The sequence below is a fragment of the Sphingomonas sp. PP-CE-3G-477 genome (assembly GCF_003050745.1).
Taxonomy (GTDB): domain Bacteria; phylum Pseudomonadota; class Alphaproteobacteria; order Sphingomonadales; family Sphingomonadaceae; genus Sphingomonas.
Genome location: NZ_QAOF01000009.1, coordinates 81,192 through 95,321, shown reverse-complemented (window position 1 = coordinate 95,321; position 14,130 = coordinate 81,192). Strand labels below are relative to the sequence as shown.

General features: G+C 66.8%; 14 protein-coding genes and 1 tRNA gene. 4 read left to right on the top strand and 11 right to left on the bottom strand.

The annotated features are described in order from the left end of the window. The first annotated feature begins 128 nt into the window (after positions 1-128). The 3 genes from C8J45_RS15885 (at position 129) to xerC (ending at position 2,310) form a co-directional block, all read left to right on the top strand. Positions 129-980, top strand: a complete 852-nt coding sequence (locus C8J45_RS15885) for a DUF3034 family protein (RefSeq protein ID WP_308811359.1) — start codon at positions 129-131, stop codon at positions 978-980. Between the two features lie 4 nt (positions 981-984). Then, entirely contained in the window at positions 985-1,458 is a 474-nt protein-coding gene (locus C8J45_RS15880) for a group 1 truncated hemoglobin (RefSeq protein WP_107964094.1), read from the top strand. A 90-nt stretch (positions 1,459-1,548) separates the two neighbouring features. Next, positions 1,549-2,310: a tyrosine recombinase XerC gene (xerC, locus tag C8J45_RS15875; RefSeq protein WP_107964093.1), complete on the top strand. Its 762-nt coding sequence runs from the start codon at positions 1,549-1,551 to the stop codon at positions 2,308-2,310. A 4-nt stretch (positions 2,311-2,314) separates the two neighbouring features. Here the strand turns inward: xerC and C8J45_RS15870 are convergent. The 8 genes from C8J45_RS15870 to C8J45_RS15835 all read right to left on the bottom strand — a co-directional run bounded on the left by C8J45_RS15870 (position 2,315) and on the right by C8J45_RS15835 (position 8,745). After that, positions 2,315-2,391, bottom strand: a tRNA-Arg gene (locus C8J45_RS15870). Positions 2,392-2,450: 59 nt separating this feature from the next. Then, positions 2,451-3,116 (bottom strand): endonuclease III, encoded by a 666-nt coding sequence (gene nth / locus C8J45_RS15865; protein WP_107964092.1) that lies wholly within the window; start codon positions 3,114-3,116, stop codon positions 2,451-2,453. Beyond that, the gene (gene dapB / locus C8J45_RS15860) at positions 3,113-3,841 is read right to left on the bottom strand and encodes a 4-hydroxy-tetrahydrodipicolinate reductase (RefSeq protein WP_107964091.1); all 729 of its coding nucleotides are present in this window, start codon (positions 3,839-3,841) and stop codon (positions 3,113-3,115) included. Before dapB ends, nth begins: the two co-directional genes overlap by 4 nt. A gap of 158 nt (positions 3,842-3,999) precedes the next feature. Then, a complete protein-coding gene (locus C8J45_RS15855) occupies positions 4,000-4,755 on the bottom strand; it encodes a nucleotidyltransferase family protein (RefSeq protein WP_107964090.1) in 756 nt (251 codons plus the stop codon). Continuing rightward, on the bottom strand, positions 4,752-5,657 hold the full coding sequence (locus tag C8J45_RS15850; RefSeq protein ID WP_308811358.1) for a hypothetical protein: 906 nt from the start codon (positions 5,655-5,657) through the stop codon (positions 4,752-4,754). The genes C8J45_RS15855 and C8J45_RS15850 overlap by 4 nt, the downstream gene beginning before the upstream one ends. Continuing rightward, positions 5,654-6,676, bottom strand: coding sequence for a diacylglycerol kinase family protein (locus C8J45_RS15845; RefSeq protein ID WP_181321240.1), 1,023 nt, complete (start codon positions 6,674-6,676; stop codon positions 5,654-5,656). Before C8J45_RS15845 ends, C8J45_RS15850 begins: the two co-directional genes overlap by 4 nt. A 131-nt stretch (positions 6,677-6,807) precedes the next feature. Next, complete coding sequence (locus C8J45_RS15840; protein ID WP_181321239.1) at positions 6,808-7,254, bottom strand: DUF2141 domain-containing protein; 447 nt, start codon at positions 7,252-7,254, stop codon at positions 6,808-6,810. Between the two features lie 144 nt (positions 7,255-7,398). After that, positions 7,399-8,745: a lipopolysaccharide biosynthesis protein gene (locus C8J45_RS15835; protein WP_107964087.1), complete on the bottom strand. Its 1,347-nt coding sequence runs from the start codon at positions 8,743-8,745 to the stop codon at positions 7,399-7,401. A gap of 122 nt (positions 8,746-8,867) precedes the next feature. Here C8J45_RS15835 and asnB point away from each other — a divergent pair, with 122 nt between their 5' ends. After that, a complete protein-coding gene (gene asnB / locus C8J45_RS15830; protein WP_258191493.1) occupies positions 8,868-10,829 on the top strand; it encodes an asparagine synthase (glutamine-hydrolyzing) in 1,962 nt (653 codons plus the stop codon). Positions 10,830-11,003: 174 nt separating this feature from the next. Here asnB and C8J45_RS15825 read toward each other — a convergent pair whose 3' ends face one another. The 3 genes from C8J45_RS15825 to C8J45_RS15815 form a co-directional block, all read right to left on the bottom strand. Further along, the gene (locus C8J45_RS15825) at positions 11,004-12,128 is read right to left on the bottom strand and encodes a CDP-alcohol phosphatidyltransferase family protein (protein ID WP_107964086.1); all 1,125 of its coding nucleotides are present in this window, start codon (positions 12,126-12,128) and stop codon (positions 11,004-11,006) included. A gap of 151 nt (positions 12,129-12,279) precedes the next feature. After that, positions 12,280-13,392, bottom strand: coding sequence for a hypothetical protein (locus C8J45_RS15820; RefSeq protein ID WP_107964085.1), 1,113 nt, complete (start codon positions 13,390-13,392; stop codon positions 12,280-12,282). Beyond that, entirely contained in the window at positions 13,389-14,105 is a 717-nt protein-coding gene (locus C8J45_RS15815; protein WP_107964084.1) for an NTP transferase domain-containing protein, read from the bottom strand. Before C8J45_RS15815 ends, C8J45_RS15820 begins: the two co-directional genes overlap by 4 nt. Between the last annotated feature and the right edge of the window lie 25 nt (positions 14,106-14,130).

Genomic DNA, 14,130 nt, shown 5'->3' with positions numbered 1-14,130 from the left:
ACCCACGAAAAACCATTTTGGGTCCATTAAACGTTCAAATTCGATGTTTCCGGCCTGGCCGCGAGCATCCCCCGAAACCGGTCATCGACCCGACATTGTGTAGACCTCCGATACGCCGATCGACTGCCTTGATTCCCCTGCTAGGCGCACTCGCGTTGTCGCCCGCATTCGCGCAGGACGGGCGTGCGGGGGGCAAGCTGATGCTGACCAACGGCGTCACGACGATCGAGGGGAGCTCGGGCGGGGGCATCTCGACCTGGGCGCTGATTGCCGGCAACGAAACCACAGACGGCGTCGGCGGATCGCTGCACGTCTCCGGCATCGTCCTCCCGGACTTCCGCTTCGCAAGCTACGGTGCAGCGGTCGGCCTCGAGGATCGCCTCGAGCTGAGCTATGCACGCCAGTCGCTTGATACACGCGCGGTTGGCGGCAGGCTCGGCATCGGTCGCGGCACCACGCTCGATCAGGACGTGTTCGGTGCAAAAATGCGGCTGGCGGGCGATGCGGTTTATGGCAGCCCTTATTTGCCGCAGATCGCGGTCGGGATGCAGTACAAGCACAACCTCGATGCGCCGATCGCCGCCGCGGTCGGTGCGCGACACGCCAGCGGTACCGATTTCTACATAGCCGCAACCAAACTGTTGCTGCGCCAGAGCATCCTGGTCGGCGCGACCGCCCGCTATACCAAGGCCAACCAGAACGGCCTGCTTGGCTTCGGCGGCGATGCCGGCAAGGCTCGCACGCTCCAGTGCGAAGCGACGCTCGGGTATCAAGTCTCGCGGCGATTGTTGGTCGGCGGCGAATATCGCTCCAAGCCTGACAATCTCCGTTTCGCAAGGGAGGACGATTGGGCAACCGCCTATGTCGCCTATGGGATCGGCAAGAACCTGACCGCGACCGCGGCGTATGTCGACCTGGGTTCGATCGCCACCGCGGATCGCCAACGCGGCGGATTCCTGTCGCTCCAGGCGGCATTTTGAGGAGATGACGATGCTTTCGTTGCTGGTCGCGCTGCTGCAAGTCGCGCCCGCGCTGGCCGGGGAAGACCCGGTCGCACCCTATATCATGCGCGATACCCATGCCGGTGCCCGCCCCGCCAGGGACACGGCCCTGCTGGAGGCGTTCCACGGTCGCGCGGGGATAGACCGCGTCGTCGACGACCTCGTCACGACGAGCCAGGCGGACCCGCGCATCGGTGACATCTTCAAGGGGCAGGACATGGTCCGCCTGCGCCGTACGCTGAAAGAGCAGTTCTGTTATCTGCTGGCCGGCGGCTGCAGCTATTCGGGCCGCGACATGGCGACCGCGCACAAGGATCTGGGGATCCAGGCAAAGGACATGAACGCGCTCGTCGAAAACCTCCAGGCTGCGATGACCCGCGAGCACGTCGCGTTCCGCGCGCAGAACGCGTTGCTCGCCAAGCTCGCGCCGATGAAACACGATGTCGTCACCCGCTAGCGGGCGAGCAGGGATACCCGCGTCGTCTATCGCGGGACGCTGGAACGCTGGCGCGCACGGACCCGCAAGGGGCGGCGCTACGGCGAGATTATGGTGCGAGAACTGCAACCGCGGCACGTCGAGGCGATGCTCGCCGAGTTGCTGCCGCATCGGACGTCCGCGAACATGCTGCGCAAGCGGCTCTCCGCGCTGATGAAGTTCGCCATGCGAATCGGCATGGCTGGCACCAACCCGGTCATCGTCACGCGCCCTTTTAAGGTCAGCGGCGGCGGGTTCCACAGCTGGACCGAGGAAGAAATCGCGGCCTACGAGCGGCGTCACGTCATCGGTACGGTCGCGCGGCTGGCCTTCGATTTGATGATCTGGACCGGCCAGCGCGGTGGCGATGCTCGAAAGATGGGCCCCGCCAGCATCCGAGACACTCGGCTCGAACTCACGCAGGAAAAGACGAAGGTCTTCGTCTCGCTACCGATCATGCACGGCCTGGCCGAATCGATCCTGGCGACCCCAACAATCGGCGCGATCTTCGTCGTGACGGAGTTCGGCAAGCAGTTCTCCGTGAAGGGGTTCGGCAACAAATTCCGGCAGTGGTGTGACGAAGCCGGCCTGCCGAATTGTTCGGCACACGGCCTGCGCAAAGCCGCTGCGCGTCGCTTCGCCGAAGCAGGTTGCTCGAATCAAGAGATCAAGGCGTGGACCGGTCACACGACCGATAGCGAGGTCGCGCGATACACCGCAGCGGCGGACCAGCGCACACTTTCAGACACCGCCGCAATAAAGCTTTTGGCTAACCTCGCTGAAAGGTTAGCCAAAGATGCCGCTAAGGCATTGAAATCAGGGGATAATAAATGAAGTTTGGTGCACCCGACTGGATTCGAACCAGTGGCCTCTGCCTTCGGAGGGCAGCGCTCTATCCAGCTGAGCTACGGGTGCCAGATGGGAGCGCCTAGCAAAGCTGGGGGCGGGGCGCCAGCCGTTTTGATGCCCGCGCGTCACTTCGTCGGTATGGCATTCCTGACCTTGGGCGGCGGCGTCTTGGGTTTGAACGCGCAGAGATCTGCGACGATGCACCGCCAGCATTCGGGCGTACGTGCCTTGCAGACATAGCGGCCGTGCAGGATCAGCCAGTGATGCGCGTGGAGGCGGAACGGCTGTGGGGTCGCCTTGTCGAGTTTCAGCTCGACCGCCAAGGGAGTCTTGCCCCGTGCGAGGCCCGTGCGGTTGCCGACGCGGAAGATGTGCGTGTCGACGGCGAACGTCTCCGCGCCGAACGCGACGTTCATCACGACGTTGGCGGTCTTGCGGCCCACGCCCGGCAGGCGTTCGAGCGACTCGCGGTCCGCCGGTACTTCGCCGCCGAAATCGTCGATCAGCATCTGCGACAACGCGATGACGTTCTTTGCCTTGGTGTTGAACAGGCCGATCGTCTTGATGTGGCGCTTGAGTTCGTCGATGCCCAGCGCGATCATCTTCTCGGGCGTGTCGACGTCGCGGAACACCGCGCGCGTCGCCTTGTTGACGCCGACGTCGGTCGCCTGCGCGGAGAGCGCCACAGCCACGACGAGCGTGTAGGGATTGACGAATTCCAGCTCGGTCTCGGGATGCGGATCGGCCTCCGCCAGACGCGCGTAGAATTCGACGACGTCCGCCTTCTTCACAGTCCGAGCACGTCGCCCATCCGGTAGCGCCCGGCGGGTTGGCCAGCGAGCCAGATCGCCGCGCGTACGGCGCCGCGCGCGAAGATCGAGCGATCGTCGCCGCGGTGGTTGAGTTCGATCCGCTCGCCTTCGCCCGCGAAGATCACGCTGTGATCGCCGATCACCGAGCCGCCACGAAGCGACGCGAAGCCGATGGTCCCCTCGGTTCGTGCACCGACGAGCCCGGCGCGGCTGTCGACGCGGAGTTCGGCAAGCGTGGTGCCGCGCCCCTTGGCTGCCGCTTCGCCGAGCAGCAGGGCGGTGCCGGAGGGGGCATCGACCTTGTGCTTGTGGTGCATCTCGACGATCTCGACGTCCCAGTCCGAGCCGAGGCGCGCGGCGGCTTCGCGCACCAGGATGCCGAGCAGCGTCACGCCGAGCGAGGTGTTGCCGGTCTGCAGCACGGCAATATCGTTCGCGGCCGCGTCGATCATCGACTGATGCTGCGGCGAAAGGCCGGTCGTACCGATGACGATAGCGGTACCAGCCGCGCGCGCGGCGGCGAGGTGTGCTTCGACGGCGGACGCGGTCGAGAAATCGACCAGCACGTCGGCGGTCTGTGCGAGCGCGTTGGGATCCTCACGTGCGTCGACGCCACCAGCGAGCGTCGCACCGGCGGCTTCGATCGCGTCGACGATCGCGCGACCCATGCGTCCTGCGCTGCCGTAGATGCCGATCGAGGTCATGCCACGGGCATGCGGGGCGGTTTGGGGCGCGTACGTTTGCATGCGCGGCGCTTTGCACCAAGCCAGCGCTTGGGGACAGGGGCGAACAGGCCGGTCACGCTATTTCTTCGTGGAATTGGCGCAGGCCGTCGCAGCGGCTCCGTCGTAACGACGCCGCTTCAGCCGTTCGCGATCAACCTCCGGACCAGATCGAGATCGGCGGGTTTGTCGACATCGACCGCCGCAAGCCCGAACGGGCTCGCCACCGCCGCTGCGTCGAGGCCGGCAAGCCGACCGAGGTGCGCGATCGCTGCGACCAGCGTCAACCGGCCAGAAAGATAGCGGAACAACGTGCCGATGCCGAGCCGACGGACGATCCGCCAAGGCCGCTTGCGATCCGCTTCGACCTGCGCCCACAGATCGAGCGCAGCGACCGAGCGCGGCGTCGCGAAGTAGAACAGGTTGCAGCCGGACCATGCCCCGTCGGCGAAGCGCAGATAGGTTCGGCGCGTGCCGGGGGCGGCGGCCTCGATCACGTCCTGACGTGCGAGCAATGCCGCTACGTCGGCCTTCGGGGGCGCATCGGCGAGGAAGCGCGTGATCCATTCGGGCTGGAGCAGCGCGTGGTCGGCCGTGGTGACGAGCAACGGCGTGCCGAGTGCCTCGATGCCCTCGCGGACGCTGAGGCTGGGGCCGGCGGCGGCCGTCAGGACGGTAAGACCCAGCGCGATCGCGTGGGCGCGGACCCTGTCGTCCGATACCGAAACGGCGATCCGCGTCGCGCCCGCGTCTCGCAGCGACTGGGCGACGCGCGCGAGCAGGGTCTTGCCGTCGAGCAGGATCAGCGCCTTGTGCGACGCGCCGCCGTAAGCTGCGACGGGATCGACGCCGCCACGCGAGCCCGCGAGGATCAGTGCGCTGAAACCCGTGCTCATGCCGGTTTCGCAGCCTCGTTGGCGCGTGCCCGCCACACCCGCCAGAACACGCCAGGGGCCGCGAGGATCGGATGCTTCTCTCGCCACGGCGTCATCGGCACGGGGATCCCCGTATGGCGCTCGACCTTCCATGCACCGTAGCGCGCGGCACCTTCGAAGGTGAAGGCGGCGCGGACGAGGCGAACGACGTTGATCGGCTTGCCCGCGCGCCGGCAATGGCGCCAAGCCTGCAACAGGCGCGCGCGCTGTGCGGGGGGGGGCGCAGGTTGCAGCACGCCGGCGTTGTCGACGAACGCGATACCATCCGCCGCCCATGCCAGGGGAAGCAGCGCGTCGTAGCGCCCCGGATCGAACTGGAGGATCTGCCCCTCGCGGCCCTTGCGTTCGACGCGTAGTTCGGCGGCGTAGGTCTGGCGAAACAGCGCCCGCCAATACTCGTCTGCCGTGCCGCTGTCGGGGCCGAGCGCCGCGGCGAACCGCGCCGCCGACTTCGCCGCATCGCCGATAGCCGTCGCCACCGCCTGGGTAGTTGCACCATCGCGAACCCAGACCAGGGCTGAGGGCTGGACGAACCGTGTCCAGATCGTGGTGTCGAGCGTACGGGCCGCGGCGGCCTTCGCGAACGTCGTCAGCCGCATCGTCGCAATCTTCGCGCGCAGCGTTTCGCCGTGCAGGTCGAACTCACGATAGCTGACGGTCGGCCAGATGCCGCGCTCGGGCGGGCCGGCGGTCAGCACGTAGAAGTCGAGCACGCCCTCGGTCAGTCCGGTGCGCAGGTTCGAGCCGTAGAAGAGAACTGCCACCACGTCGGACGGCTCGGCGAGCAGGGCCGCGACATCGCGGACCGCCGGGATCGTCGAGGCGCGAAGCTGGCGCCGGACGACGTCGTCCAATGTGGTCACGGGACGACGAAGCGGAGCGGCTTGCCTTCGCGGACGATCAGGTCGCCACCCGGATAGATTTCGCCGTCGAGGATGAAGCCCGAGTCCATCGACAGGTCGAGCGACGGCGCGTCGATCCGGTGATAGCCGGCCCGATCGAGCCATGCGGCGGGCGAGCCCGTCACGATCAACGGTGTCGCAGCCGCCAGCCAGCGCGGCGGCGCGTCGACGACCAGCGTCTTCATGCCCGCGCGCGGTACGCCGAACGGGCGGATACCGACCGGCATCCGCTTCAGCGTCGACGCCAGCATGATGTAGCGTGCGCGGTCGGAGTTGGTGTTCGCACCCGGAGCATGCGCACCCGAAGTCTCGCCGCCCTGAAACCGGATCCGCATCCGGGTGCCTGCGCGCCACGCGCTGTTGGCGCCGCCGAACAGCGTCTGGAGGATCGCCCAGCACAGCGCCAGTCCGACGGCGACGCCATTGAACGCGCCCGCGCGGTGGGTGCGCTGCGCCAGCGCGGTGGCCTGGACGAACGCGCCCGCGCCGAACAGGAAACCGTGCAGACGCGTGCCATTGTCCTTGCGGACGATCTCGATCGGGCTGCGGGTCTTGACGTTGCCGTCGCGCGCCGCGGTGAGCGCCTGGTCGAGCGTCCAGCTGTCGGGGATGCCGAGATCGAGTGCGAGCGCGTTGGTCTTGCCCGACGGCACGATCGCCACACGGGGTGCAGCGCCGGTCCAGACGCGCGCGGCGGCGGTCATTACGTCGCGGATCGTCCCGTCGCCGCCGTCGATCACCAGCAGTTCGATACCGTGGCGCGCGAAATCGGTCAGCACTTCGGCGAGTTCGGCTTGCGTACGCGGCGTTACCGCGAGCACGGTGCCCGACAGGAACGGCTTGGTCGCCTCGACGCTGCTGCGGTTACGGTGGCTTTTCGGGTTGCAGATGATGCCGGTGCGGATCTTCGCCGCCGCCTCGCGCGGGCTCACGCCGACGGGGTCCGACAGGACGTCGGGTATCCATGCCGATGGCGACACTGGGCGCCCTCCAAAGGCCTGAAAGTTGGAAACAGCATCAGCCACAATACAAACTACCCGTCACGGTCCGTAACCGCTACAAATTTATGTCAGGAAGATTTCGGTTCCGCGTCGACGGAGACCGGTTCACCCTAACGGCGGTACCGCATCTTCATCCGCACGACCGTTCCCGACGCCGGCAGCGCGACTCGAACAGCCTCGAACGACGGCAACCCGATCGATGTCGGAGCATCGTTGGAAAAGCCGAAGCCCTCCTTGGGCGTGAACAGCGTGCGGTTGAAATTGTGGTCGCTGTTCTCGTCATGATATTGCGCGATCGCGTAATAGCCGGGCTTCAACCAGAAGCACGCGCGGGGCGTCGTCGCAGCAACGCGGACCCGTGCCAGCTTTGCGCCTTTTGCCAAAAACCGTTTCTTGTCGTCGGGATACACCGTGAAGGCGACTTCGCCGACGGCATTGTGCATCGTCGTCGCTTCGAGGACCAACTTTGCATTGCCGTTGCCCGGCGTGCCCTCGCACGTTTCGGCCGCACTGGCCTGAACCGGCGCGACGATACCGACGAGCACAGCGAGGCCCAAGGATAGTGCATATTTCATCGGCGGATAAAGACCTGGAAAAGTGGCGGTAGCGGGGCGCCCCGATGGCATTGTCGACGTGAACGCCGCCTTTATCGTATCCGTGACCCCGTTCGGCGCCTGCCGGCCCAGCAGCCGGCTCAGCTTTCAGCTCAGCGCGCGCGTCATCCGCGCCGCCGCGAACCCGAGCAGGATCGCGACGGCCATCGATCCGACCGCGACTGCCGCGGCAACGCCGGTCGAATCATAGGTCGGCATCAACGCAAAGGCCGTGACGAACAACAGCAGCACGCCGACGGCGCGGATCGCGAACACCGTGCCGGCGCGGTGCAACGCCGTCATCACCGTGTCGAGGCTCACGGTCGCCAGGTCGAAGCAGCCCGCGGCCGCTAGCCACAGGAGCACGGGATAGGCGTGGCCGAAGGACTTGCCGCCGACCAGCTTCAGGATCGGTTCGCCGACCAGCGCAACGATCGCGAGAATGACGAGCGCAGCCGCGGTGCTCGCCAGCATCGTCCTCACCAGTATCCGGCGCAGGCGCGTGGGCTCCGCGGTGCGTACCGCGCGAACGATCTCGGGGAAGGCGGCGCGCGACAGCATCTGCGACAGCTTGGCCAAGGCTTGCGCCAGCTGCGTCGCCAGTCGGAACGCGCCAGCAGCGGCGGGGCCGATCGACGCGCCGACGAGCAGCAACGGGATCTGCTTGCTCGACAGGCCCAAGGTGGCACTGGCGTTGGTGCTGAGCGAAAAGCGGACGATGCCGGGGTTCTCGTCGCGGATCTGTCGCCACGTTCCGCGACCCTTTGCGAGCAGGTCGAGGTCGCCGCTCTTGGCCACCATCAGCCAGTAGGTACCGGCGGTCACGATCTCCGCCACCGCCCAGGCGATCATGAATCCGCGGATCGTCGGTTCGAACAGGATCGCTGCGCCCGCACCGACGAAGCGCATGATCGGCGTCATGCTGTCCGCCACCGCCGACAACGAGAATTTATCGCGCAGGCGGAGGATGCCGAGCGGGGTCGAACGGATCGTGATGAGCTGCACCACCGCGAACATCAACGTGTCGCGCATCAGGTCGGGCGGGATGCCGAAGCTCTCGCTCCACGTCCACAGGATCGCCACGCTGAGCACTGCCCCGAGCAGCGCGCTGCACAGATCGAGAATCCCGGACAGCCGCAGCAACCGCGCCAGCCTTGGGGTGTCGCCGGTCTGGATCGGCTCGACGCCGTATTGGACGATGATCTGCCATGTCTGGAAGCCAACGAACGTCGCCAGCGCCTGTGCGGCCCCACTGATGAGCGCGAACCGGCCGAAATCGACCACGCCCAGTGTGCGCGTCGCGAACCCGAGATAGAACAGCGACAGGATCGCCAGCACGCTGCGGCTGGCGAGCAGCCAGCCGAGATTGCGTGCCGCGGCCCGGAAAATCCCGGTCGTGCCGGCTGGAGCCGGAGTAGGCGCCGGTGCCGGGGGAGGAGCGGGGGCCTGAACCATGCTGTCCGGCCCCTATAACGCGTTAACCCACGCGGCAAGTGCGGCGCGGTACGGAGGCGCTCCGGAATGCCGGAGGTGACAAAGCGGCGGGTGGCTTATAGATCGCGGACGATCGGGCGAGCGTGCCGCCCAGATATCGAGGATACTTCTCTATCTGCGGAATTGCCGGCCTTTACGCGCGAGGTAGCGCTGCCGTCTCGCCCCGTCTCGTCACCGCGCCCCTCATTACCGCGCAGTGCGACGCGATCCTCCACCGCGGCCCCGACGACCAGGGCGTTATGACCGATGGCGATTTCGGCTTCGGGATGCGCCGGCTGAGCATCATCGACATCGAAGGCGGGCACCAGCCGTTCCATTCGCCCGACGATCGCTATGCGCTCGTCTTCAACGGCGAGATCTACAATTTCCGCGAATTGCGGCGCGAGTTGCAGGCGCTCGGCCGCGTGTTCGAGAGTGCGGGCGATACCGAAGTCATCCTCGCCGGCTATGAGCGCTGGGGCGACGACGTCTGGGCGAAACTCGACGGCATGTTCGCGGTCGCGGTGTGGGATACGCACGCCCGTCGCCTGACGCTGGCGCGCGACCCGATCGGTATCAAGCCGCTCTATTATACCGACCAGGCCGCCGGGTTCGCGTTCGGTTCCGAGCTCAAGACTCTGACGATGCTGCCCGGCATGGCGTTCGATGTCGATCGCCGCGCGCTCCACGATTATTTCAGCTTCGGCCATGTCCGCACCCCGCGCTCGATCTACGCGCAGGTCCGCATGCTGCCGCCGGGCCATGTGATGACGATCGAGGCGAGCGGTCCGCTTACGATGCGCGCCTATTGGACGCCGGCCTATCATCCCTCTGAACCCCGGTCCGAGGCGGAGTGGATCGAGCGTTTCCGCGACGAATGGCTCGACACGATCGGCAAGCAGATGGTCGCGGACGTCGATGTCGGCGCGTTCCTGTCGGGCGGTGTGGATTCGTCCGCGGTGGTCGCAGCGATGGCGCAGGTCTCGGATCGGCCCGTGCGCACCTTCACGATCGGCTTCCCCGACCCGCGCTTCGACGAATCACCGCATGCCGAGGCGATCGCGCGGCATCTCGGCTGCCACCACGTCACGCGCACGCTGGAGTTGGCGGACGCGCAGGCGATGCTGCCCGAGGTCCAGCATTGCTATGACGAGCCGTTCGCCGATCCGTCCGCGGTGCCGACCTGGTACGTCAGCCAGATCGCCGCGCAGGAGGTGAAAGTCGCGCTGTCGGGCGATGGCGGCGACGAACTGTTCTTCGGCTACAAGCGCCACGCGACCGAACGCCGGATCGGTGCGCTGCCCGCGCCGTTGCGCAGGCTCGCGCGCGCATTGGATGCAGTGCCGACCTTGCCCTCGCGACATGCGAACGCCGTATTGCAGCGCTGGCGGAAAACCACTGGTAGCGCCGCACTCCCGAACGGTGTCGCACGGTTCTTCGCCAAGACGCAGATCACCAACGAAGCCTTCCGCCGCGAGATATTCTCGGCCGAGTTCATCGCCGAGGAGGAGGGCGGGATCGCCGCGCTGGTTGCGGAATATTTCCCCGATCCCGCCGCGATCTCGACCGACACGCTCGAGCAGTTCGGCCTCGCCGACCTCGCGCTCAACCTCCCCGGCGCGATGCTCACCAAGGTCGACCGCGCGAGCATGGCGCATTCGCTCGAAGTCCGCGTGCCGATGCTGGGGCAGGGGATGGTCGACCTCGCGCTGTCGATGCCCGCGGACATGAAGCTGCACGGCAAGGTCGGGAAATACGTGATTCGCCAGGCCATCGCGCCGTGGTTGCCGGAAGGGATCCTCGATCGCCGCAAACAGGGCTTCCAGATGCCGCTGGCCGCATGGTTCGCAGGCGATTTCGGCGCGTATGCGGAGCAGCTCTGGCGCGACAGCGGCGTCCGCGAGCAGGGCATCTGGCGTGCCGGCGCGGTCGACAAGGTGTTCGCCGATCACCGTGCGGGGAAACGGGATTACAGCCGCTTCCTGTACGCACTGGCGATCTACTGCCTGTGGTGGATCGGGCGGCCGAAAGCCTTGCGCATCCCCCTTTCCGTTCGTGCTGAGTAGAGACCGAGTAGCTTCGCAGAAGCGTATCGAGGGCTCGTATCGAAGCATGTGTTCCGCGCGCCAACCTGTCCTTCGATACACCATCTCGATACGCCGCCTACGGCGACTACTCGACGGCTACTCAGGACGAACGGAAGGGGGAGTGTCGGCGTAAAAAGGGTGGGGCAATGAAGCTTACGCCAGCCAACTCTCCAGCGTCTCACCCTTGGCCTTGCGAACCATCGCCTGCACCAGCCGCACCAGATGCACCACCAGCGAGATCGCGGTCCACGCTGCCACCCCGATGATCCCCCAGTCCGGCCGCGTCACCAGCAACCCGGCAAACAAAATCACCATGTTCGGATTGCGCCGCGCGGTGATCAGCCGGAACCAGCTGTCGAACCTCTCCCACACATGGATATGCATCCCGAACCGAACGATGAACGCCCCCTCGATCAGCCGCTGCGCGACATAGCCGAACAGCATCGTGCCGATCACCGCCCAGAACACGCCGTCCTCCAGCGGCCGCCCGTATGGCGCACACCCCGCCGCCCAGGCCCACCACCAGAACGGCGGATGCACCAGATCGACGCCGTGGTCCCAAGCGTTGCCGAGCTTCGACGAGGTGATCGTGCAGCGCGCGAGCTTCCCGTCGACGGTGTCGAGCACCATGAAGAACAGACCCGTAGCCAGCCCGGTCCAGAACCAGCCATACCAGAACGCGACGGTCGCGACGACGCAAAGCACCGAACCGAGCGCGGTCACCTGGTTCGGCGTGATCCCGGCGCGCGCGCAGACCCGCGTGATCGCCAGCGCCCATTCCGGCCACAGATACTTGGTCAGCAGGTCGGTGACGCCCTTGTACGCGCCGACATAGCTCGCCCGCTCGATCGCGGGCACGGCGGCGGGGGTCAGCAATTCCGCGAACGGCCGTTCGCGCTTGCGCAACGCCTCGTTGAAGATGCCCTCCTCGGCCTCTGCGGCGATCACCGTAAGCCCGGTCACCAGCGGCGCCTCGCCGAGCATCGCCGCGGTCATCCGCGCGCGCTCGTCGGCACCCCGGACATGCGCGAGCACGGGCACGCCGGTGCGAGTCACGACGGTGCCGGGCCGCGTCTTCAGATACGCGATCCACATCGGGTCGAACGCATAGGCGAGGTTGGCGAGGATCACCGGGCCGGTGTCGCCGTCGCCATCGGTCGGCAACCCTTGCGCGACGCCGATCCGCCGGATCCGCTCGGCATTGGTCATGCCCCAGAGCAGCGTGTCGTTCGTCCGGACCGTCCGGAGCGCTGGCGTGGGGGCTGTCGAATCTACCATGCCGCACCCGTTACCCGATCTGGTCGTGAAAGCGAGAGGGGCTCACGGTTGCCGATCGTATCTAGTTCCCCCGCGAAGGCGGGGGCCCAGGATCAAGCAGCGCTGCGGTTGGTACCCTGGACCCCCGCCTCCGCGGGGGAACAACTGCTTACTAGACCGACGTGGCTTCCAGTAGCCGAAGGACTTCTCCCGCCGCTTTCGCCGCGCCACCCTCGACCGCCCCCAGCGACCGCCCGGCAAACTCCGCCTGAACCGCCGCATACTCCGCATGCCGCAACGCCGAGCGATCCACCGCCGCCACGACATCCGCAACATCGCCAACCACCTCACCGCAAACCCACATCGCGTAGTTCGGATTACCCTCCCACGCGGCCCCCCCTGCATTCAGAAACACGCAAGGCCGCGGGCGCATCAGGAACTCGATCACCTGGCTCGACGTATCGCCGAGATACACGTCCGCCACGCCGGTGTAGCTCCCATCGACCATCGCGAACCCGTCGATGTCGCAGTGCACATGCGCCAAGTCCCCGATCTCGCGCATCAATTCCGCCACCTCGGGCGCGCGCTCGACCAGTCGCTGGTGTGGCGCGAAGATCAGATTGTAGCGCCCGTCCGCGACGATCCGCCGCACGATCTCCGTCCCCCAGCACCACCACGACGAGCGATGTTGCTGCCAATGCGGCGTATACAGGACGACCGGCCGCGTATCCGCGAACGGCGGCGCGGCGTGCGTCCGGTGCGTGAAGTCGGCCTTCACATAGCCCGTCGCGACGAACCGCTCGGGCGCGAACCCGCGGTCGAGATACGTCTGCCGCTCCAGTTCGCTCGGCACCAGAGTCAACGCCGCCGCCCGCCGCCGCGGATCGTCGCGCGCGCTCATCGAGCCGACTCCGTGCGAGGTCTTCACGAACTTCGCGCGCATCGGAAACAGCCGCGGCAGCCACAGGCTCGTCTGCTCGGCACACACCACGACGGTCGCGCTGCGCAGATACGGCAGCAGCCGCAGCAGCATCGGCATCTTCGCGGGCAGCACCGGATTACGCCCGCTGCCGTCGTCCGCAACGACGCGAAACCCGGGCGCACGGCGGATGCGGACGGTCGGGAAGGCGGCGGTCCAGCGCGTCAGCAGCGTCTCGTGCACCGACGTGCTGACCCATAACTCGATCGGCACGTCCGACGCAGCAGCGAGCGCCTCGACGATCGGATAGAGATGCGGGATCAGCAGCGTCTCGCCCAGGAACAGGAACGCGACCTTCGGCATCATCGGCCGTGATCGCCTTCCCAGAGCGCGATATCCTCGGGCCGGTCAATCTCCTGCCAGTGCGCGCCGGATGCGATCCGCACCGCCGTCACGCCCGGCCCCTGCGCGACACGCGCGACGACGGCGTGGTGATAGGCGTGAATGCCGTTCTCTTCGCCGATCACCGCGCGCAGTGCCTCGGCATAGGCCGTCCCGCCCTGCGACACGATCAGCCCGAGCGATCGATCGGTCGCCGCATGCCCGACGAGATGCTTGCCGACCGCGATCACCCGGTCGCCCACGGTCTCGACCAGCATGTCGTCGAGACCGGCATCGACGAGCGGCTCGACCAGCAACGCTACCTCTTCGGTCCCGCCCGCCATCGCCGTGCGCAGGATCGCCGGATCGAACACGGTGTCGCCGTTCATGAGCGCGAACGGCGCCTCGAGATACGCGCGCGCCGCCCACACGCTGCCGATGCTGTTGGCGGTCGACCAGAACGGATTGAAGACGAGGTCGGTCGGCAGGCCATAGTCGCACGCGCGCAGATGCGCCTCGATCTGGTCGATCCGGTAGCCACCGACGATCACTGCGCCCTCGAACCCTGCGGCAGCGACCGCGTCGAGCTGATGGTCGAGGATCGCGCGACCGCCGACCTCGACCAGGCATTTCGGCGTGGTGAGCGTCAACGGCAGCAGCCGCGATCCGTGGCCCGCGGCAAGGATGATGGCCTTCATGGGGTACGGCTCTACGGGCGAAGTG

Bases quoted from the DNA above. Each gene is read 5' to 3' on its own strand.
- C8J45_RS15825 (WP_107964086.1), bottom strand. From the start codon at position 12,128: ATGGTAGATTCGACAGCCCCCACGCCAGCGCTCCGGACGGTCCGGACG.
- C8J45_RS15880 (WP_107964094.1), top strand. From the start codon at position 985: ATGACGATGCTTTCGTTGCTGGTCGCGCTGCTGCAAGTCGCGCCCGCG.
- C8J45_RS15815 (WP_107964084.1), bottom strand. From the start codon at position 14,105: ATGAAGGCCATCATCCTTGCCGCGGGCCACGGATCGCGGCTGCTGCCG.
- xerC (WP_107964093.1), top strand. From the start codon at position 1,549: ATGGTGCGAGAACTGCAACCGCGGCACGTCGAGGCGATGCTCGCCGAG.
- C8J45_RS15835 (WP_107964087.1), bottom strand. From the start codon at position 8,745: ATGGTTCAGGCCCCCGCTCCTCCCCCGGCACCGGCGCCTACTCCGGCT.
- C8J45_RS15855 (WP_107964090.1), bottom strand. From the start codon at position 4,755: ATGAGCACGGGTTTCAGCGCACTGATCCTCGCGGGCTCGCGTGGCGGC.
- dapB (WP_107964091.1), bottom strand. From the start codon at position 3,841: ATGACCTCGATCGGCATCTACGGCAGCGCAGGACGCATGGGTCGCGCG.
- C8J45_RS15820 (WP_107964085.1), bottom strand. From the start codon at position 13,392: ATGATGCCGAAGGTCGCGTTCCTGTTCCTGGGCGAGACGCTGCTGATC.